Annotated in this window: 21 protein-coding genes; 17 read left to right on the plus strand and 4 right to left on the minus strand. The window is 69.9% G+C overall.

Translation table 11 applies throughout. From position 1 onward, the window contains the following. The 8 genes from ACJ73U_RS27520 to ACJ73U_RS27555 form a co-directional block, all read left to right on the plus strand. Nucleotides 1-567 (plus strand): alpha/beta fold hydrolase (locus ACJ73U_RS27520; protein WP_407780622.1); only part of this gene is annotated, 567 nt, incomplete at its 5' end. A 91-nt stretch (nucleotides 568-658) separates the two neighbouring features. Then, a complete protein-coding gene (locus ACJ73U_RS27525) occupies nucleotides 659-1093 on the plus strand; it encodes a CD225/dispanin family protein (RefSeq protein ID WP_407780623.1) in 435 nt (144 codons plus the stop codon). 41 nt (nucleotides 1094-1134) lie between these two features. Next, on the plus strand, nucleotides 1135-1905 hold the full coding sequence (gene recO / locus ACJ73U_RS27530) for a DNA repair protein RecO (RefSeq protein ID WP_407780624.1): 771 nt from the start codon (nucleotides 1135-1137) through the stop codon (nucleotides 1903-1905). A 9-nt stretch (nucleotides 1906-1914) separates the two neighbouring features. After that, on the plus strand, nucleotides 1915-2730 hold the full coding sequence (locus tag ACJ73U_RS27535) for an isoprenyl transferase (RefSeq protein WP_407780625.1): 816 nt from the start codon (nucleotides 1915-1917) through the stop codon (nucleotides 2728-2730). Further along, complete coding sequence (locus ACJ73U_RS27540) at nucleotides 2727-3152, plus strand: hypothetical protein (RefSeq protein WP_407780626.1); 426 nt, start codon at nucleotides 2727-2729, stop codon at nucleotides 3150-3152. Before ACJ73U_RS27535 ends, ACJ73U_RS27540 begins: the two co-directional genes overlap by 4 nt. A 32-nt stretch (nucleotides 3153-3184) precedes the next feature. Then, nucleotides 3185-4186 (plus strand): permease, encoded by a 1002-nt coding sequence (locus ACJ73U_RS27545; RefSeq protein WP_407780658.1) that lies wholly within the window; start codon nucleotides 3185-3187, stop codon nucleotides 4184-4186. Between the two features lie 60 nt (nucleotides 4187-4246). Beyond that, nucleotides 4247-4960, plus strand: coding sequence for a TIGR03943 family putative permease subunit (locus tag ACJ73U_RS27550; RefSeq protein WP_407780627.1), 714 nt, complete (start codon nucleotides 4247-4249; stop codon nucleotides 4958-4960). Further along, nucleotides 4950-5936, plus strand: a complete 987-nt coding sequence (locus ACJ73U_RS27555; RefSeq protein ID WP_407780628.1) for a tetratricopeptide repeat protein — start codon at nucleotides 4950-4952, stop codon at nucleotides 5934-5936. The genes ACJ73U_RS27550 and ACJ73U_RS27555 overlap by 11 nt, the downstream gene beginning before the upstream one ends. Before the next feature lie 48 nt (nucleotides 5937-5984). Here the strand turns inward: ACJ73U_RS27555 and ACJ73U_RS27560 are convergent, their stop codons facing one another. Further along, nucleotides 5985-7004, minus strand: a complete 1020-nt coding sequence (locus ACJ73U_RS27560; RefSeq protein WP_407780629.1) for a LacI family DNA-binding transcriptional regulator — start codon at nucleotides 7002-7004, stop codon at nucleotides 5985-5987. A 156-nt stretch (nucleotides 7005-7160) separates the two neighbouring features. On the opposite strand from ACJ73U_RS27560, the gene ACJ73U_RS27565 reads away from it, so the two are divergent. From ACJ73U_RS27565 to ACJ73U_RS27580, 4 genes are all read left to right on the plus strand, one after another. Then, entirely contained in the window at nucleotides 7161-8450 is a 1290-nt protein-coding gene (locus tag ACJ73U_RS27565; RefSeq protein WP_407780630.1) for an ABC transporter substrate-binding protein, read from the plus strand. Beyond that, nucleotides 8450-9442, plus strand: coding sequence for a carbohydrate ABC transporter permease (locus tag ACJ73U_RS27570; RefSeq protein ID WP_407780631.1), 993 nt, complete (start codon nucleotides 8450-8452; stop codon nucleotides 9440-9442). The genes ACJ73U_RS27565 and ACJ73U_RS27570 overlap by 1 nt, the downstream gene beginning before the upstream one ends. A gap of 145 nt (nucleotides 9443-9587) precedes the next feature. Further along, on the plus strand, nucleotides 9588-10451 hold the full coding sequence (locus ACJ73U_RS27575; RefSeq protein WP_407780632.1) for a carbohydrate ABC transporter permease: 864 nt from the start codon (nucleotides 9588-9590) through the stop codon (nucleotides 10449-10451). A gap of 2 nt (nucleotides 10452-10453) precedes the next feature. After that, on the plus strand, nucleotides 10454-11848 hold the full coding sequence (locus ACJ73U_RS27580) for a GH1 family beta-glucosidase (protein WP_407780633.1): 1395 nt from the start codon (nucleotides 10454-10456) through the stop codon (nucleotides 11846-11848). A 220-nt stretch (nucleotides 11849-12068) separates the two neighbouring features. Here the strand turns inward: ACJ73U_RS27580 and ACJ73U_RS27585 are convergent, their stop codons facing one another. The 3 genes from ACJ73U_RS27585 to ACJ73U_RS27595 are packed head-to-tail and all read right to left on the minus strand — an operon-like array spanning nucleotide 12069 to nucleotide 13196. Continuing rightward, nucleotides 12069-12476: a Fur family transcriptional regulator gene (locus tag ACJ73U_RS27585; protein WP_407780634.1), complete on the minus strand. Its 408-nt coding sequence runs from the start codon at nucleotides 12474-12476 to the stop codon at nucleotides 12069-12071. Then, entirely contained in the window at nucleotides 12473-12856 is a 384-nt protein-coding gene (locus ACJ73U_RS27590) for an ArsR/SmtB family transcription factor (protein WP_407780635.1), read from the minus strand. Before ACJ73U_RS27590 ends, ACJ73U_RS27585 begins: the two co-directional genes overlap by 4 nt. 58 nt (nucleotides 12857-12914) lie before the next feature. Then, the gene (locus ACJ73U_RS27595; RefSeq protein WP_407780636.1) at nucleotides 12915-13196 is read right to left on the minus strand and encodes a DUF6703 family protein; all 282 of its coding nucleotides are present in this window, start codon (nucleotides 13194-13196) and stop codon (nucleotides 12915-12917) included. Nucleotides 13197-13360: 164 nt separating this feature from the next. On the opposite strand from ACJ73U_RS27595, the gene ACJ73U_RS27600 reads away from it, so the two are divergent. From ACJ73U_RS27600 to ACJ73U_RS27620, 5 genes are all read left to right on the plus strand, one after another. Further along, a complete protein-coding gene (locus ACJ73U_RS27600; RefSeq protein WP_407780637.1) occupies nucleotides 13361-14746 on the plus strand; it encodes a glycine--tRNA ligase in 1386 nt (461 codons plus the stop codon). A gap of 186 nt (nucleotides 14747-14932) precedes the next feature. Next, complete coding sequence (locus tag ACJ73U_RS27605) at nucleotides 14933-15823, plus strand: ABC transporter ATP-binding protein (RefSeq protein ID WP_407780659.1); 891 nt, start codon at nucleotides 14933-14935, stop codon at nucleotides 15821-15823. Then, complete coding sequence (locus tag ACJ73U_RS27610; RefSeq protein ID WP_407780638.1) at nucleotides 15820-16548, plus strand: ABC transporter permease; 729 nt, start codon at nucleotides 15820-15822, stop codon at nucleotides 16546-16548. Before ACJ73U_RS27605 ends, ACJ73U_RS27610 begins: the two co-directional genes overlap by 4 nt. A gap of 22 nt (nucleotides 16549-16570) precedes the next feature. Beyond that, nucleotides 16571-17740, plus strand: coding sequence for a sensor histidine kinase (locus tag ACJ73U_RS27615; RefSeq protein ID WP_407780639.1), 1170 nt, complete (start codon nucleotides 16571-16573; stop codon nucleotides 17738-17740). Then, nucleotides 17737-18342, plus strand: coding sequence for a response regulator transcription factor (locus tag ACJ73U_RS27620; protein WP_407780640.1), 606 nt, complete (start codon nucleotides 17737-17739; stop codon nucleotides 18340-18342). The genes ACJ73U_RS27615 and ACJ73U_RS27620 overlap by 4 nt, the downstream gene beginning before the upstream one ends. Nucleotides 18343-18350: the final 8 nt, after the last annotated feature.

The following is an 18350-nucleotide window of genomic DNA, read 5'->3' on the forward strand; positions in this document are numbered from 1 at the left end:
CTGCTCGGGCACTCGGCCGGCGCCGCGGTGGCGGTGCTCTACGCCGCCCGCCACCCCGATCGCGTCGACCACCTCGTGCTGGTCACCCCCACCCCGATCGTCGTCGGCCTGGAGATCGCCGACGCGGACCGGCGGGAGGTCGCCGAGCAGCGCCGGGGAGAGCCCTGGTTCCCGGACGCGTTCGCCGCGTTCGAGCGGATCTGGGCCGGCGACTTCTCGCCGGCCAACTGGACGGGGATCGCCCCGTTCCACTACGGCCGCTGGGATGCCGTCAGCCAGGCCAACTACGCCGCGACGGCGGCCGAGACCAACATGGCCGCGACGGAGGTCTACTACTCCGACGGCGCAGTCGACCCGGACGCGACCAGAGCCGCCCTCGGCCACCTCGACGCGCCGGTCCTGCTGGTCGCGGGCGAGTACGACGTCGGCCTCCCGCCGAAGCGGGCCGCCGAGTACGCCGGGCTGTTCCCGCACGCCGAGCTGGTCGTGCGACCGGCCGGCGGCCACTTCCCCTGGCTCGACGACCCCGAGTCGTTCGCCCGCACGGTGACCGCCTTCCTGGTCTGACCCGTTTTCCGGGACCGCCGTACACCGTAGAGCCGGTGCCGCTATCGTCCGAACGGACCATCGCGTTCACCCCAGTTCAGAGGAGCCCGTTGTGAGCAGTCCGTACGGTCAGCCACAGCAGCCTTACGGCCAGCCCCAGCCCTACGGCCAGCAGCAGCAGTACGGGCAACAGCCGTACCCGCAGCAGCAGCCCTACGCGCAGCAGCCGTACGGTCAACCGCCCTACGGCCAGGCGCCCTACGGCCAGCCCGGCTACGGCCAGCAGCCCTACGGCGTCCAAGGGTGGAGCCCCTCCGGCGGCAAGCCGAGCAACTACCTGGGCTGGGCCATCGGCTGCATCTTCCTGTTCTGGCCGGTCGCCATCCCGGCCATCATCAACGCGACGAAGGTCGACCCGGCCTGGCAGTACGGGCAGCACGCCGAGGCGCAGATGCGCTCCGAGAAGGCGAAGATGTTCTGCACTGTCGCCACGGGCCTCGGCGTGGTCGTGTGGCTCGTCAACATCGTCCTCATCGCCACCCTGTGAGCCACGCCGGCACTGTCGGTGGTGGATGAGACGATGGGGGTGTGAGCCTCTACCGCGACACCGGGATAGTGCTCCGGGTCCAGAAGCTCGGCGAGGCCGACCGCATCATCACGTTCGTCACCCAGCGCCACGGGAAGGTGCGGGCGGTCGCCAAGGGCGTGCGGCGCACCACCTCGCGGCTCGGTGCCCGGGTGGAGCCGTTCGCCCACGTCGACGTGCAGTTCTACACCGGGCGCACGCTCGACGTGATCACCCAGGTGCAGACCATCGACGCGTTCGGGGCCGGGATCGTCGTCGACTACCAGCGGTACACCGCCGGGTGCGCGATCCTCGAGACGGCCGACCGCATGTCCGCCGAGGAGGGCGAGCCCGTCCTGCGGCTGTACCTGCTGGTGGCCGGGGCGTTGCGGGCGCTCGCGGACGGCCAGCGCGATCCCTCGCTCGTGCTGGACGCGTTCCTGATCAGGGCCATGGCGTTCGCCGGGTGGGCGCCGGCGGTCAACGAGTGCGCGCGCTGCAACGAGCCGGGGCCGCACCGTAGCTTCTCCATCCAGGCCGGGGGAGCGGTGTGCCCGCGGTGCCGTCCGGCCGGCTCGGCCGCGCCCGCCCCGGAGACGCTCGAGCTGATGGGCGCGCTGCAACTGGGGGACTGGCAGGTCGCGGAGCGGTCCACCGGCAACGCGCGCCGGGAGGGCTCCGGGCTGATCGCCGCCCTGCTGCAGTGGCACCTGGAGCGGCAGCTGCGGTCGCTTCCGCTGGTCGAACGCCGGGGAGGGGTCCAGTCCACCGGCGGTGTCGGCACCGTTCAGTAGTGTCAGGCCATGCTGCGTCCCCGTACCCGACCACAACCACCGGAACCCCACCCGTCCGGCGCCCAACCGCCCGCCATCCCCGCACAGTTCGTGCCGCAGCACGTCGCGATCGTCATGGACGGCAACGGTCGCTGGGCCAACCAGCGCGGCCTCACCCGCATCGAGGGGCACAAGCGCGGCGAGGCGCAGGTCGTCGAGGTTGCCAAGGGGTGCATCGAGATGGGCGTCAAGTGGCTGTCGCTCTACGCCTTCTCCACCGAGAACTGGCGGCGCAGCCCCGAGGAGGTCCGGTTCCTCATGGGTTTCTCCCGGGACGTGATCCGGCACCGCACCGACGAGCTGGACACCCTGGGCGTGCGGGTCCGCTGGGCGGGGCGCCGGCCGAGGCTGTGGCGCAGCGTCATCCAGGAGCTGGAGTCCGCCGCCGAGCGGACCAAGCACAACAACGTCCTCAATCTGGCCATGTGCATCAACTACGGCGGCCGCGCCGAGATCGGGGACGCGGCCCGCGAGGTCGCCCGGCTCGTCGCCGCGGGCAGGATCAACCCCGAGAAGGTCAACGAGCGCACCCTCGCCAAGTACCTCTACCAGCCGGAGATGCCGGATGTGGACCTGTTCATCCGGCCCTCGGGCGAGCAGCGCACCTCCAACTTCATGTTGTGGCAGTCCGCCTACGCTGAGCTGGTCTTCCAGGACATCCTGTGGCCGGACTTCGACCGGCGCGACCTGTGGCGCGCCGTCGAGCAGTACGCGCGGCGGGACCGGCGGTTCGGCAGCGCGAAGGACAGCGACGAGGTCGCCGCGGTACTCAAAGGAGATTCATGACCGAGCAAGAGGCGGTGAGCACGGCGGACCTGCTCACCAAGGCCCGCAAGGCGCTCGAGGCCTTCCACGACGTGCACGTCGACGACGACGGCGCGCTCACCTTCCGGCACGTCGACGTCCCGTGCGCGGTCCAGGCCATGCAGCTCGCCGACGGGCTCACCGTCCTCAGCCTCACCTGCGTGGTGGCCTGGGACCTGCCCGACGACCCGCACCTCGCGTCGTCCGCGGCGGAACGCGCCGGGCAGGGACTCTTCGGCACCCTCGGCGTCGTCCGCTCCGAGCGGGGTATGGACGTGACCCTGCGGTACGCGTTCCCGGCCGACGGCATCGGCGAGGCCGCCCTGGGCACGCTCCTGATGCTGGTGGTGTCGACGGCCTCCCAGCTGCGCACCGAGCTGATCGGCGAGGCCAAGAGCGAGTGACCGAACCAGCGACCACGGCGGCCGCCGACCCGATCGAGGACGAGCCGACCGACCACGAGCCGTTGCGGCGACCGCGCATCACCTCGCTCGAGGTCCTGTGCGGCGTGCTCGTGCTCGCACTCGTCGGCCAGCAGTGGCTCGCCGACCAGCTCGACGTGCCGGCCGTCCAGACGGCGGCCACGGTCTTCGTCGCGGTCTGCGTGCAGGCCCTGCCCTTCCTGGTCGTCGGCGTGCTGATCAGCGGCGCGATCGCCGCGTTCGTGTCCGCGGACCTGCTGCGCAGGCTCCTGCCACGTCGGGCGGCGCTGGCCGTGCCGGTCGCCGGGGTGGCGGGCGTGGCGCTGCCCAACTGCGAGTGCGCGGCGGTGCCCGTGGCGCGGCGGCTGATCCAGCAGGACGTGCCGGCCGCGGTCGCGGTGACGTTCCTGCTCGCCGCGCCGGCGGTGAACCCGATCGTGCTGGTCGCCACCGCCGTCGCCTTCCCCGGCGAGCCACGCGTGGTGCTCGCCCGGTTCCTCGGTTCGATGGCCACCGCGGTCGTCATGGGTTGGCTGTGGGCGCGGTTCGGGCGGATGGAGTGGTTCGCGGAGCGGGCGTTGCGGCGGCTGCCCGAGCCGGGCGAACACCGCGACCGCTGGGCGGTGTTCTTCGAGACCGCGCGGCAGGACCTGGTGGACGCGGGCGGCTTCCTCGTCGTGGGCGGGTTGACCGCGGCGGTGTTGAACGTGGTCGTGCCGCGGTCGTGGATCAACACGCTGGGCGAGCAGGTGTTGCTCGGCATCGTCGTCATGGCCGTGCTCGCGGTGGTGCTCGCGCTGTGCAGCGAGGCGGACGCCTTCGTCGTCGCGTCGCTGTCGACCATGCCGATGCTGCCCCGCCTGGTGTTCCTGGTCGTGGGGCCGGCCATCGACATCAAGCTGTTCGCACTGCAGGCCGGCACGCTCGGCCGCCGCTTCGCCGTCCGCTTCGCGCCGGCGACGTTCGTGGTCGCGATCGTGAGCGCGGTGGCCGTCGGGATAGTGGTGCTGCCATGAGCGGAGCATGCGGAGCGAATCATCGGCAGCACGGGCGGTCGGAGCCTGCGAGGAGCGGTCGTGAGACGTGAGACCCAGAACATCCTGCTGGTGCTGCTCGGCGGCGCGCTGCTGAAGATCTCGTTCACCGGCACCTACCTGCGGTACGTGAAGCCGAGCCACAAGTGGCTGCTGATCGCGGGCGGCACCGTGATGGTCCTGCTCGCGGCCGTGTCGATCATCCGCGAGATCCGCGGCGCGCGGGAGCACGGCGACGGGCACGCGCATTCGGCCCGCAGCGCGTGGCTGCTGGTACTGCCGGTGCTCGCGGTGTTCCTCATCGGCCCACCCCCGCTGGGCGCGGACTCCGTCGAGCGGGCCGCGGGCAACTCGCCGGCCAAGCCGTCCACCGAGGGCGGGGGCTCGGACCTGTTCCCACCGCTGCCGGCGGGGAACCCGATCGCGCTGCAGCTGAGCGACTTCTCCGCGCGGGCCGCGTGGGACAGGGCGCACTCGCTGGACCACCGCACGGCACGCCTCACCGGCTTCGTCGTGCAGGAGGGCACCGACACGTACGTCGCACGCATGGCGATCACCTGCTGCGCGGCGGACGCGTTCCCCGTCAAGATCAGACTGCTGGGCAGGGAGCTGTCGAACCTCCCCGTCAACAGCTGGATCCAGACCGACGTAACACTGCGCCCAGGCTCGGCGACCAGGGCTGACGAGTACGTCCCGTCAGCCACGATCCACTCGGTCCGACGGGTTGACCAGCCCGAGGACCCGTATGAGCACTAGCCGGGCCACCCGGATGGAACAGGTGGCCAGACTCGTCCGCATGGGCCGCGCGGACGAGGCCGAGGAGTTGTTGCGGCACGACGTCGTGGTGTCCGAAGACCCGCTCCAGGCCCGCACCGCGCTCGCCGACCTGCTGTTCCAGCTGGACCGCCTCCCCGAGGCACTGGCGGAGTTCACCGCCCTGGCCACGAACGCGCCGTGGCCGGTGGCACGTGCCGCGCGCCAGGGCCGTGCCGGCGTGCTGTTCGCGATGGGCAGGTTCGGCGAGGCACTGGCGCTGTACCGGGCACTGTCCGTCCCGCCGAACGACCCGAACGACTTCCTGGTGCGCGCGTCGGTCGCCCACGTCCGCGCGGCGATGGGCCACGCGGAGGACGCGGTGGTCGAACTGCACGGCCTCCTGGCCGAGTGCCGAACCCGCTGGGGCGCGAACGCCGAGGTAACCCTGTGCACGATGCAGGTCCTGGGCGACGCACTGCTGATGTCCGACCAACCCGCCGCCGCGGTGCGGGCGTTCGCGGAGACCGTGGCCCTCCGAACGACGGCGTCCGGCCCCGCTGACTCGATGGTCCTGTGCACGCGCCACATGCTGGGCGTCGCACTGGAAAAGGTCGGCCGAACCGACGAGGCCGAACGCGAGCTGCTGACCGCCGCCGCCCGCCGCGACCGCCCGCCGTCCCACAGCTGCTCGCTCGCCACCCGCCAGGGCCTGGCCAGGGTCGCCAGGGCACGGGGCCAGATCGCCCTGGCGACCGAGACACAGGAAACGGTGGTGGCAGGCATGACCCGCCTGTACGGCCCCGACCACCCGACGACCCTGGAGTCCAGGTACGACGCGGCCGAACTACTGCGATGGCGCGCCTACCCGACGGAGGCCCGGGCCGCACACCGCGAAATCCTGGCGGCACGAACGCGCGTCCTGGGCCCACACCACCCAGACACCCTCAAGAGCGCCGCGGCAGTCGACTCCCACTGACAACAGTTCGCCGAGACCGCCCCAAGCCACCCAACATCGGGGGACGGTTCAGGCCGACTCGCGAACCACCAGTGTCACCGGCAAGATCGTCGTCTCCGGACGCACGTCCTCACCGCCGAGCAGGGCCATCAACTTCCGCACCATCTGTCGCACCTGCTCGCGGGGATCCTGGTGGATGGAGGTCAACGGCGGCTCCATGGCGGGTGCGAGCGCCGGGTGATCATCGAACCCGATCACGGCCACGTCATCGGGAACCCGTCGTCCGGCGGCACGCAACGCCTTCATCGCCCCGGCGGCCATCAGGTCGCTGGCCGCGAACACCGCATCCAGCTCCGGACACCGAGCGAGCAGCCTGACCGTCGCCGCCTCGCCACTGCCCATGGTGAAGTCGCCGGGCTCCGCCAGTTCGACCGAGCCGAGTCCCACCGAGGCCAGCCCGGCCCGCCAGCCGTCCAGCCGGTCGGCAGCGGCCGGGTGGTCCACCATGCCCGTCACCGTGGCGATCCGGCGTCGTCCCGACGCGTACAGGTGCTCGACGGCCAGCCGCGCCCCCGCCTTGTTGTCGAAGTCGACGGCGTGCGACCCGCGCTTCCCGTTGCCGGGCCGCCCCCCGTACACGACCGGGAGGCGAGCCAGCCGCAACGCGGTCGGCAGCGGGTCCCCCTTGTGCGGCGCGAACACCAGCGCCCCGTCCGCGTGCCCGCCCTCGAGGAACTTGATCGTCCGCGGCACGTCGTCGCGGGAGTCGACGAACATCAGCAGCATCTGCGCGCCGACCGCGGACAGCTCGCGGAACGCCCCGTGCATGACGGACGCGAAGTACGGGTCGTCCAGGACCTTGGCCTCGGGCTCGGACAGCACCACGGCGACGGCCCCCGTCCGGCGGGTCACCAGCGACCGGGCCGCCTGGTTGGGGGAGTAGCCGAGCTCCTGCGCGGCGCCGAGCACCTTCTCCCGCGCACGCACGCTGACGTAGGCGTCGTCGTTGAGCGCGCGCGACGCGGTCGAGCGGGAGACGCCCGCGTACGCGGCCACGTCCTCCAGCGTGGGACGTCCGTCGATCGGCATGGTCGAAGTGTAACGGAGTGGCCACTTCTGAGAGCGCTCCCGGAAAGTTCTTGACACTTCCCCGTAATCCAGACCACACTCGGAACTCCCCAAACTGGGAGCGCTCCCAGAAATGTGACGGCGCAGTCGAGGACAGGACGCAAAGGGACAACAGACGTGCGAAGCAACCAACGACGGGTGTTCGCCGGTGCGATCGCCTTTGCCGCAGCGGTAGGCCTGACCGCGTGCGGCTCCTCCGGTGACTCGGGCGGATCTGATTCGGGGAAGATCGAGCTCAGCATCGGTACGTTCACCGAGTTCGGGTACGAGGACCTCCTCCCGGAGTACGAGAAGCTCCACCCGAACATCAAGATCACCCACCACAAGACCGGTGAAGGTGGTCCCTACCATCAGCAGCTGCTGACCAAGCTGGCGGCGGGCAACGGTCTCGAGGACGTGGTCGCCATCGAGGAGGGCCACATCCCGGATGTGATCGACAAGCCGCAGCTGTTCAACAACCTGGCCGACATCGGCCCGAAGGACGTCAAACCGGACCGCTGGCTCGACTGGAAGTACCAGGCGGGCGTGGCCAAGGACGGCACCTGGATCGGCTACGGCACCGACATCGGTCCGCTGGCCATGTGTTACCGCAAGGACCTTCTCGATGCGGCCCACATGGCCACCGACGAGGCCTCGGTCAAGGGTTACTTCACGAGCTGGGACTCCTACTTCGCGGCAGGTGACCAGTACACGAAGGCGACCGGCAAGCCGTGGTTCGACTCGGCGTCCCAGGTGTTCAACGCGATGCAGAACCAGCTCGACGAGGGCTACATCTCGAAGGACGACAAGCTCGCGATCGAGTCCAACAAGGACATCAAACGCAACTGGGACAAGGTGACCGCCGCGGTGAAGGGCGGCCAGAGCGCGAAGCTCGTCGCGTTCAGCCCGGAGTGGAACACCGGCTTCAAGCAGAGCGCGTTCGCCACCAAGACCTGCCCGTCCTGGATGCTGGGCGTGGTCAAGGAGCAGGCCGGCCCGGACAACGCCGGCAAGTGGGCGATCACCGACGCGTTCCCGAACGGCGGCGGCAACTGGGGCGGCTCGTACCTCGCGGTGCCCAAGCAGTCCGCACACCCGAAGGAGGCCGCGGCGCTCGCCGCGTGGCTGACCGCGCCGGAGCAGCAGATCAAGGCGTTCGAGAAGACCGGCAACTTCCCCAGCCAGGTCAAGGCGCTCGACTCGCCGGAGCTCCTGGGCACCACCAACGACTACTTCGGTGGTGTGAAGACCGGTCAGCTGTTCGCCACGATGGCGCAGAAGGTCGGCAAGGCGCAGTACAAGGGGCCGGGTGACGGCAAGATCCAGGAGAACGCCACCAGTCCCGCACTGCAGGCGGTCGAGCAGGGCAAGTCGCCCGAGGAGGGCTGGCAGCAGGCGGTCGACTCCGCCAAGAAGATCGTCAAGTGATGACTACGGTAACAAGGCGGGCGTCACACCAGGGGGTGGCGCCCGCCCCACCGCGCAAGCCGAAGCTCACCTTCCGCCAGCGACTGTCCCTCGCGGACGTCAAGTGGTCGCCCTACCTCTACATCGCGCCGTTCTTCGTGATCTTCGGCGTGGTGGGCCTGTTCCCGCTGCTGTGGACGGCGTACCTGTCACTGTTCGACCGCGAGCTGCTCGACACCGAGGGCACGTTCATCGGCTTCGGGAACTACACCGAGCTGTTCCGGGACAGCCAGTTCTGGAACGCGTTGTTCAACACGATCAGCATCTTCGTACTGTCGTCCGGGCCGCAGATCGTGGTCGCGGTCGGGCTCGCGGCGCTGCTGAACACCCACCTGCGCGCCCCGACCGGGTGGCGGGTCGGGGTCCTGTTGCCGTACGTGGTCAGCCTCGTCGCGGTCGGCCTCATCTTCGGGAACCTGTTCGGCCAGAACTACGGTCTCGTCAACGGCCTGCTGAAGGCGATCGGGCTGGACCGGATCGACTGGCAGACCAACCGGTTCGCCTCGCACCTGGCCATCGCCACCATGGTCAACTGGCGCTGGACCGGTTACAACGCACTGATCGTGCTGGCCGCGATGAAGGCCGTCCCGAAGGAGATCTACGAGGCGGCGCTGATCGACGGGGCCTCGGCGGCACGGCGCTTCTTCTCGGTGACGCTGCCACTGCTGCGGCCGACACTGATCTTCGTGGTGGTCACCTCCACCATCGGCGGCCTGCAGATCTTCACCGAGCCCAAGCTGTTCGACGCCATGCCGGGCTCCAACAACGGCGGACCGTCCAACGAGTTCCAGACGATCACGCTGTACATGTACCAAACCGCGTTCGAGACGCAGAAGCTCGGCTACGCGTCGGCGATCGCCTGGGTGCTGTTCCTGGTGATCATCATCTTCGCGGTACTCAACTTCCTGCTGACCAGGCGACTCTCGTCGAGCGGCGCGGAGGAGGCACCATGACCTCGCGCGCGCGTTGCCCAACCCCCACCCTGTCCCGGGGGCGTCCCGCCTTGCCAGTCTACCGGCCGGGGCTGACATTCCCGGCTTGTTACCGGCTGGTTGTGGATTACTCGGGCGCTGTGGACAACGTCGAAGGTAGGGCCTCATGACGGCCATCTCGCTGCGCCGGGTCACGCGGCGCGCACAGACGGGCGACCGGCGTGCCTCCTTCTGGGTGTACGGGCTGCTGATCGCGTTCATGCTCGGGTCGGTCTTCCCGTTCTTCTGGTCGTTCCTGGTGGCCTCGCGGGACAGCTCGATGCTCACCGAGCGGGTCCCGCCGCTGCTGCCCGGCGGCAACTTCCTGTCCAACGCGGCGCGGGTGTTCGACACCGTCCCGTTCTGGAAGGCGCTCGGCAACAGCGTGGTCGTGTCCGGCGCGGTCACGCTCAGCACCGTCCTGTTCTCCACGCTCGCCGGCTTCGCGTTCGCCAAGCTGCGGTTCCGCGGCCGCGACGGCCTGTTCCTGTTCGTGGTCGCCACGCTGGCGGTGCCGACGCAGCTCGGCATCATCCCGCTGTACATGGCCATGGGTGAGCTGGGCTGGGCGGGCCACCTGGAGGCGGTGATCGTGCCGAACCTGGTCACCGCGATCGGCGTGTTCTGGATGCGGCAGTACACCGCGCAGGTGGTGCCGTACGAGCTGATCGAGGCCGCGCGGGTGGACGGCTGCTCGATGATCCGGGTGTACTGGCACGTATGCCTGCCCGCGGTGCGGCCGGCCGCGGCGTTCCTGGGCATGTTCACGTTCATGACCTCGTGGAACGACTTCCTGTGGCCGCTCGTGGTGCTCAACGCCGACAACCCCACCGTGCAGATCGCGCTCGAACGGCTGCAGAGCGGGTACTACGTCGACTACTCACTGGTGTTGGCCGGGACGACGCTGGCCACCATCCCGATCTTGTTCGTGTTCGTTGTACTCGGCCGCCAGATCGTGGCGGGAATCATGCAGGGCGCCGTGAAGGGGTGACCATGTCAGTTGTGCCGCAGACGTCGTCAGTAGTGCCGCAAGCCGCGGGGTCGACAGCGCTTCGTTTCCCCACAGGCTTCGTGTGGGGTGCGGCCACGGCCTCGTTCCAGATCGAGGGCTCGACCAGGGCGGACGGCCGCGTCGACTCGATATGGGACGTGTTCTGCCGCCGTCCCGGCGCCGTGGCGAACGGCGACTCGGGCGACCCGGCCGCGGACCACTACCGCCGGTATGAGCAGGACATCGAGCTGATGTCCACGCTGGGACTGGGCGCGTACCGGTTCTCGATCGCGTGGCCGCGCCTGGCGAACCTCGGCTTCTACGACCGGTTGGTGGACTGCCTGCTGGAGAGGGGCATCGCCCCGTGGGCGACCCTCTACCACTGGGACCTGCCGCAGTCGCTGGAGGACGAGGGCGGCTGGACGAACCGGGACACCGCGTACCGGTTCGCCGAGTACGCGGCCGCGGCGGTCGGCCGCCTCGGTGACCGGGTGAGCGGCTGGCTCACGCTCAACGAGCCGTGGTGCGCGGCGTTCCTCGGGTACGGCAACGGCGTGCACGCGCCGGGTGTGCAGGACCCGCGGGCGGCGGTCGCGGCCACGCACCACCTGCTCCTCGGTCACGGGCTCGCGATGTCGGAGATCCGCGCGGCCGCACCGGACGTCCCGGCCGGGATCACGCTGAACCTGTTCCCGGTGCGGCCGGCGACCGACTCGGAGGCCGACCTGGACGCCGCCCGCCGGATCGACGGGCTGCAGAACCGGATCTTCCTCGACCCGGTGCTGCGTGGCGAGTACCCGGCTGACGTGCTCGCCGACCTGGCACCCTTCGGTCTGCCGGAGCTGGTCCACGACGGCGACCTCGGGGTCATCAGCGCCCCCGTCGACCTGCTCGGGATCAACTACTACCGCGCCTACCTGGTGTCGGCGGACGACGCGGTCGACGGGCCGTCGGAGTGGCCCGGCTCGTCGGACGTGCGGTTCCTGCAGTCCGGGCACCCGAAGACGGAGATGGACTGGGAGGTCCAGCCGGACGGGCTGACCGACCTGCTGGTGTCGCTGACTCGCGACTACCCCGGCGTGCCGCTGTACGTCACGGAGAACGGCGCCGCCTACCCCGACACGTTCACCGAGGACGGCCAGATCCGCGACACCGACCGGATCGCGTTCCTGGACGGTCACCTCCGCGCCTCGCACGCGGCGATCGAGAAGGGCGCCGACCTGCGCGGGTACTTCTGCTGGACGCTGCTGGACAACCTGGAGTGGGCGGAGGGCTACAGCAAGCGGTTCGGCCTGGTGCACGTCGACTTCGGGACCCAGAAGCGGACGCTGAAGGAGAGCGCCCGCTGGTACGCGAACGTGATCGGCAACAACGGCCTCCCCGCCGCGGAGGGCTGAGGAAGACCTACCGGGGGCCGGGGCAGCTGAAAAACGCCCCCGGCCTCCGGTACGCGCGTGTCCAACCCCCAGGACCCGCGTGTCCAACCGGCGCGACGGGTGAGTTCGACGAATCGTGTCGGCCGGCCGTGCGCGGATTCGTTGAACTCATGCGTCCGGTTCGTTGAACTCACGCGTCCGGTTCGTTGGACACGCGGTTCGTGGGCGTTGGACACGCGGGCTAGCTGCAGTCGGCGCAGGTGCCGAAGACCTCCACCGTGTGGCTGACCTCGGAGAAGCCGTTCTCGGCGGCGATCTTCTCCGCCCACTTCTCCACCGCCGGGCCCTCCACCTCGACCGTGCGGCCACAGGCGCGGCAGACCAGGTGATGGTGGTGGTGCCGGGAGCAGCGGCGGTAGACGGCCTCGCCGCTGTCGATGCGCAGGACGTCGATCTCGCCGGCGTCCGCGAGGGACTGCAGGGTGCGGTAGACGGTGGTGAGGCCGATGCCCTCGCCTCGGGTGCGCAGCTCCTCGTGCAGGTCCTGGGCGGAGCGGAAGTCCTCCAGCTGCTCCAGCAGGCTCGCCACGGCGGCGCGCTGCCGCGTCGACCGCCGGCCCGGGACCGTGGGAGCCTCGCGTTCACTCACCTGCCGGCTCCTTCCTCCACGTGTGCCACCGCGTCCACCACGATGTGCGAGAGGTGCTCGTCGACAAGACGGTAGACCACCTCGCGGCCGTGCCGGTCGCCTCGGACGACGCCGGCCGCCTTCAACACGCGCAGGTGCTGGCTGATCAGCGGCTGCGCGACACCGAGGGTCTCGACCAGCTCGTGCACGCAGCGGTCGTGCTCGCGCAGCTCCAGCACGATCGCGATGCGGACCGGAGCGGCGAGCGCACGCAGCAGGTCGCCCGCGGCCTGCAGCGTGACGACCGGCCGCGTCTCGACCGCGGTGACCGTCGCGCGGTCGACGTCGTGAAGCGCGGTCAGTTCCGGGGACGAGGTGGCATCCGAGGTCACGGGGAACATCGTCCTCTCGGTTGGCTGCTGAAACGGAATATCGTGTTCAACATCCTAGGCGTCGCGGCTATTTCACCTGCGCAACCGACACGGCAATGATGATCAGCAATACGAGGATGAGCACCCGTCCGGCGCGCTGCCCCGGGGCCAGCGTGCGCCAGGTGACCGCCAGCATGACCGCGATCGCCGCCGCGAGCGCACCCAGCACCAGCGCGCCGGGCACCCCGCGCACGACCACGCCGACCACGAACAGCGCGGCCACCACGAGGAACGCCAGAAGCGGTGGCACCCGGGACAGCGGGCCCTCACCGGCGACCAGCTTCGCCTTCGTCGAACGCCTCGCTCGCACCCTGGAGCCTCCTTACCGCCAGCAACGTCAGAAATCACTCGTTCGTGTCCGTCGCGGTCCGGCTACTCTTTGTCGACCGCCGTTGAGCGCTATGAACGCCACAACGATAGGCGCTCCGCAAGCTTCGCTTCGAAGCCCCAAGCGCGTGAGAAGTTGGAGTGAAGATGTCCGCCGATCTCGTCGAGACCGTCGTCAGCCTGTGCAAGCGCAGAGGCTTCGTCTACCCCTGCGGGGAGATCTACGGCGGTACCCGGTCCGCCTGGGACTACGGGCCCCTCGGCGTCGAGCTGAAGGACAACGTCAAGCGCGAGTGGTGGCGGTCGATGGTGCAGCGGCGCGAGGACGTCGTCGGCATCGACTCCTCGGTCATCCTGCCGAGACAGGTGTGGGAGGCGTCGGGACACGTCGAGACCTTCCACGACCCGCTGGTCGAGTGCCTCTCCTGCCACAAGCGCTACCGCGCCGACCAACTCGTCGAGGAGTACGCGGCCCGCACCGGCCTGAACGTCACCGAGGGCAACCTCAAGGTGGTGCCGTGCCCGCACTGCGGCGTCCGCGGCCAGTACACCGAGCCGCGCGAGTTCACCATGATGGTGAAGACCCACCTGGGCCCGGTGGAGTCCGAGGAGGGCCTGCACTACCTGCGGCCGGAGACCGCGCAGGGCATCTTCGTGAACTTCCTCAACGTGCTCACGACGTCCCGGCGCAAGCCGCCGTTCGGCATCGGGCAGATCGGCAAGTCGTTCCGCAACGAGATCACGCCGGGCAACTTCATCTTCCGCACCCGCGAGTTCGAGCAGATGGAGCTGGAGTTCTTCGTCGAGCCGGGCAGCGACGAGGTGTGGCACCAGTACTGGATCGACGAGCGGATGCGCTGGTACACCGACCTCGGCATCCGCGCCGAGAACCTGCGGCTCTACGAGCACCCGCGGGAGAAGCTGTCGCACTACTCGAAGCGCACGGTCGACATCGAGTACCGCTTCCAGTTCGGCGGCCAGGAGTGGGGTGAGCTGGAGGGCATCGCCAACCGCACGGACTTCGACCTCACCACCCACACCAACCACTCCGGTGTGGACCTGTCCTACTTCGACCAGGCCACCAACTCGCGCTACCGGCCGTTCGTCATCGAGCCGGCGGCCGGTGTCGGCCGCCCGATGATGGCGTTCCTGCTCGACGCCTACCGGGAGGACGAGGCCCCGAACGCCAAGGGCGGGGTGGACAAGCGGGCCGTGCTCAGCCTCGACCGCCGCCTCGCGCCGGTGAAGGTCGCGGTGCTGCCGCTGTCCCGCAACCCGGACCTCACCCCGAAGGCCCGCGACGTCGCGGCCACCCTGCGGCAGTACTGGAACGTCGACTTCGACGACGCGGGCGCCATCGGCCGCCGCTACCGCCGCCAGGACGAGATCGGCACCCCGTTCTGCGTGACCGTCGACTTCGACTCGCTGCAGGACCACGCCGTCACCGTGCGGGAGCGCGACAGCATGGCCCAGGAACGCGTCTCGATGGACAAGCTGCAGGGCTACCTGGCGGCTCAGCTGATCGGCTGCTGAGGACGAACCTCTGGGGGACGGCTCCGCTCGCCGCCTTCGGCGGAGCGGTCATGACGCTTCGGGGGCGATCCCCGCCCCTGACGTTTGTCACGGTGGAGTCGTGACGCGCGACCTGCGTGGCGGTGGTCCGCGGGCGGCATCGTCATCACCGTGAACGAAACAGGGATTTCCGCAGGCGCCGCGGTCATGCTGGCCGGCCTGCGCAAGAGTTACGGGGATGTCCACGCGGTCGCCGGGATCGACCTGACGATCGCGCCGGGCGAGGTGGTGGCGCTGCTCGGCCCGAACGGCGCGGGCAAGTCCACCACTGTGGACATGCTGCTGGGCCTGACGAAGCCGGACGCCGGCATCGTGCACGTCTTCGGCGCGAACCCGCACGAGGCGGTCGCGAAGGGCACCATCGGCGCGATGTTGCAGGGCGGTGCCCTGCTCGACGACGCGACCGTCGGCGAGACCGTCGCGATGGTCGCGTCCCTGCACCGCTCGCCGATGCCCGTCGTCGAGGCACTGCGCCGCAGCGGCGTCGAGGAGCTCGCGAACCGCCGGTGCAACAAGCTGTCCGGGGGCCAGAAGCAGCGGGTGCGGTTCGCGGTCGCGCTGGTGAGTGACCCGGACCTGCTGGTGCTGGACGAGCCGACCGCGGCCATGGACGTGCAGAGCCGCCGTGAGTTCTGGAAGTCCATGCACGGCTTCACGGACACCGGCCGCACGGTCCTGTTCGCCACGCACTACCTGGAGGAGGCCGAGAACTACGCGGACCGCGTGGTGCTCATGCGCGCCGGGCGGATCGTCGCGGACGGCTCGGTCGCCGAGGTGACCTCGCTCGTGTCCGGCCGCGTCATCCGGGCCGTCGTGCCCGAGGCCAGGGAGGACGCGCTCGCCATGATGGTCGGCGTGACCGAGGTCGAGTTCCGCGCCAGTCGCGCGGTGATCTCGACCAACGACTCCGACAAGACCCTGCGTGAGCTGCTCGCGACCTATCCGCAGGCCCACGACATCGAGGTGACCGCCATGGGTCTCGAAGGCGCCTTCCTCTCCCTCACCAGCGACGACACCAACGGGGCTGACCTGTCATGAGCTTGACCTACCTGATCCTCGAAGTGCGCCGCGCGACGCGCAACGGCCGGTTCCTGATCTTCTCGATCCTGTTCCCGGTCCTGCTGTTCCTCCTCTACGTGGGGATCTTCGCGAACGGCGACAAGGCCGTCGTCGGCATCCTGATGGTCAACATGACCTCGTTCGGCGCCCTGTCCGCAGCGCTGTTCGCCGGCGGGCGGGTCGCGTTGGAACGGTCGCTGGGCTGGCAGCGGCAGCTGCGGCTCACGCCGCTGTCCGGCTCGGGCTACCTGTTGGCCAAGGGCATCACCGGGATGATGCTGGCCGTGCCGGCGGTGGTGCTCGTGCCGTTGATCGCCGCGGTCGCCGAGGGTGTGTCGCTCGACGCGACCGGCTGGCTGCGGGTGACCATCGGCATCTGGCTGGCGGTCATCCCGTTCACCCTGATCGGCCTGCTCATCGGCCAGGTCGGCACGCCCGACAGCATGCAGCCGATCATGAGCATCACGATGATGACCATGAGCCTGCTCGGCGGCATCTTCATCCCGATCGACTCGATGCCCAACTGGCTGATGAAGATCTCCCACATCCTGCCCTCGTACTGGCTCGGCCAGGTGGGCCGGGGCGCGGTGACCACCGACCTGTCGGTCGACCTCGGCCAGGCCGTGCTGGTGCTCGCGATCTGGACGGTCGTGTTGGGCTTCGGGGTGGTCCGCCGGTACCGGCGCGACAGCGCGCGGGTGTAGCCGAGGTCGTACGGTGACGTCCGTGGCCGAGCAACGGAAAAAGAGTGGGTGGTCCTGGCCGGACGAGCCGGCGGGGCCACCCACCCGTGCGGGGCGCATCGCGGGCATCGTCATGTCCACGGTGTTCCTGATCTATCTGGTCAGCCCGATCAAACAGGTCTTCGAGCACCCGCATCCGGTAGCCGCGCGGGTCCTGGTCGTCGTGACAGTGGCGGTCTACGCCGTGATCTACACCGCCGTCTACATGGCGTTCTCCCTGCGGCGGACGAGGTTCACGAGACGCGTGCGGATCGCCGGCGTCGTGGCGATGTTCGCGTGCGGGATCATGCTGGCCGTGGTCCTCGGTCCCGACGACCTCATGTTCCTGACGTACGCGATCTCCGCCGCGCTCATGCAGCTGCCGCCGATGGTCGGCCTGCTGCTCGGCCTCGGCACCACCACGACCCTGCTCATCGGTACCCAGATCGCCGAGGGCGCCCCGGACTGGAACTCCGCGTCGATCCTCGTGGTGCTGACCGTCGCGATGTTCGGCATGCGGCAGGTGATCATGGCCAACGCGGAGCTGCGCGCGGCCCGCGACGAGATCGCGACGCTCGCGGTCGCGGAGGAGCGGGCGCGGATGGCGCGGGACCTGCACGACGTCCTGGGCCACAGCCTCACCACCATCGCCGTGAAGGCCGGCCTGGCACGCCGGATCCTCGAAAGCTCCGGCGACGACGAGCGCGCCATCGCCGAACTCCGCGACGTCGAGACCCTGTCCCGCACCGCACTGGGCGAGGTCCGGTCGACCGTGTCCGGCCACCGCAAGGCGTCACTGGCGGCGGAGCTGGTCGGCGCGCGGGTGGCCCTGCAGGCGGCGGAGATATCGGCCGACCTGCCCCACGCGGTCGACAACGTGCCGGCCGAGCTGCAGGAACCGTTCGCCTACGTGCTCCGCGAAGGGGTGACCAACGTGATCCGGCACTCCAACGCACGCCACTGCTCGGTCCGCCTGGGTCAGTCGTGGATCGAGATCCGCGACGACGGCACGCCACCCGAGGAGCCGTCCTCCAACGGTCACGGTCACGGTCACGGCCTGGTCGGTCTGTCGGAACGGCTGGCCAAGGTCGGCGGCGCGGTGTCGGCCGGCCCCGCCGCCCCGACGGGTGGGTTCGTGGTCCGCGCATCGGTTCCCGCGGCGGTGACAGCGTGATTCGTGTGCTCCTGGCCGACGACCAGGCCCTGGTACGAGGCGCACTGGCCGCGATGCTCGGACTGGAACCGGACATCGAGGTGGTGGCCCAGGTCAGCTCCGGCGAGGAGATCCTGCCGGCCGCCCGCGCCTCGGCGCCGGACGTCGCGCTGGTGGACGTCCAGATGCCGGGCAAGGACGGCATCACCGCGGCCGCCGAACTGCACCGGGAGCAGCCGTCGTGCCGAATCGTGGTGTGCACGACGTTCGGCCGTCCCGGCTACCTGAGCCGAGCCATGGCCGCCGGCGCCGTCGGTTTCGTGGTGAAGGACGCCCCACCGGAGCAACTCGTCGACGCCGTGCGCCGGGTGCACGCCGGCCTGCGCGTGGTGGACCCCGCACTGGCCGCCGAGTCCCTGGCGACGGGACAGAGCCCCCTGACCGACCGGGAACGAGACGTGCTCCGAGTAGCCAGCTCGGGCGGCACCATCGCCGACGTGGCCCGCATCCTGTGTCTCTCCCAGGGCACCGTCCGCAACCACCTGTCCTCCGCGATCGGCAAGACAGGAGCCCGAACCCGCGCGGAGGCAGCCCGCGTCGCCGAGGACCGCGGCTGGCTCTAGTTGTGTTG

Origin of the sequence: Actinophytocola sp., assembly GCF_045807065.1 — a bacterium.
Lineage (GTDB): Bacteria > Actinomycetota > Actinomycetes > Mycobacteriales > Pseudonocardiaceae > Actinophytocola.

Bases quoted from the DNA above. Each gene is read 5' to 3' on its own strand.
- ACJ73U_RS27535 (WP_407780625.1), top strand. From the start codon at position 1,915: ATGCTGCGTCCCCGTACCCGACCACAACCACCGGAACCCCACCCGTCC.
- ACJ73U_RS27540 (WP_407780626.1), top strand. From the start codon at position 2,727: ATGACCGAGCAAGAGGCGGTGAGCACGGCGGACCTGCTCACCAAGGCC.
- ACJ73U_RS27555 (WP_407780628.1), top strand. From the start codon at position 4,950: ATGAGCACTAGCCGGGCCACCCGGATGGAACAGGTGGCCAGACTCGTC.
- ACJ73U_RS27560 (WP_407780629.1), bottom strand. From the start codon at position 7,004: ATGCCGATCGACGGACGTCCCACGCTGGAGGACGTGGCCGCGTACGCG.
- ACJ73U_RS27570 (WP_407780631.1), top strand. From the start codon at position 8,450: ATGACTACGGTAACAAGGCGGGCGTCACACCAGGGGGTGGCGCCCGCC.
- ACJ73U_RS27575 (WP_407780632.1), top strand. From the start codon at position 9,588: ATGACGGCCATCTCGCTGCGCCGGGTCACGCGGCGCGCACAGACGGGC.
- ACJ73U_RS27580 (WP_407780633.1), top strand. From the start codon at position 10,454: ATGTCAGTTGTGCCGCAGACGTCGTCAGTAGTGCCGCAAGCCGCGGGG.
- ACJ73U_RS27590 (WP_407780635.1), bottom strand. From the start codon at position 12,856: ATGTTCCCCGTGACCTCGGATGCCACCTCGTCCCCGGAACTGACCGCG.
- ACJ73U_RS27600 (WP_407780637.1), top strand. From the start codon at position 13,361: ATGTCCGCCGATCTCGTCGAGACCGTCGTCAGCCTGTGCAAGCGCAGA.
- ACJ73U_RS27605 (WP_407780659.1), top strand. From the start codon at position 14,933: ATGCTGGCCGGCCTGCGCAAGAGTTACGGGGATGTCCACGCGGTCGCC.
- ACJ73U_RS27610 (WP_407780638.1), top strand. From the start codon at position 15,820: ATGAGCTTGACCTACCTGATCCTCGAAGTGCGCCGCGCGACGCGCAAC.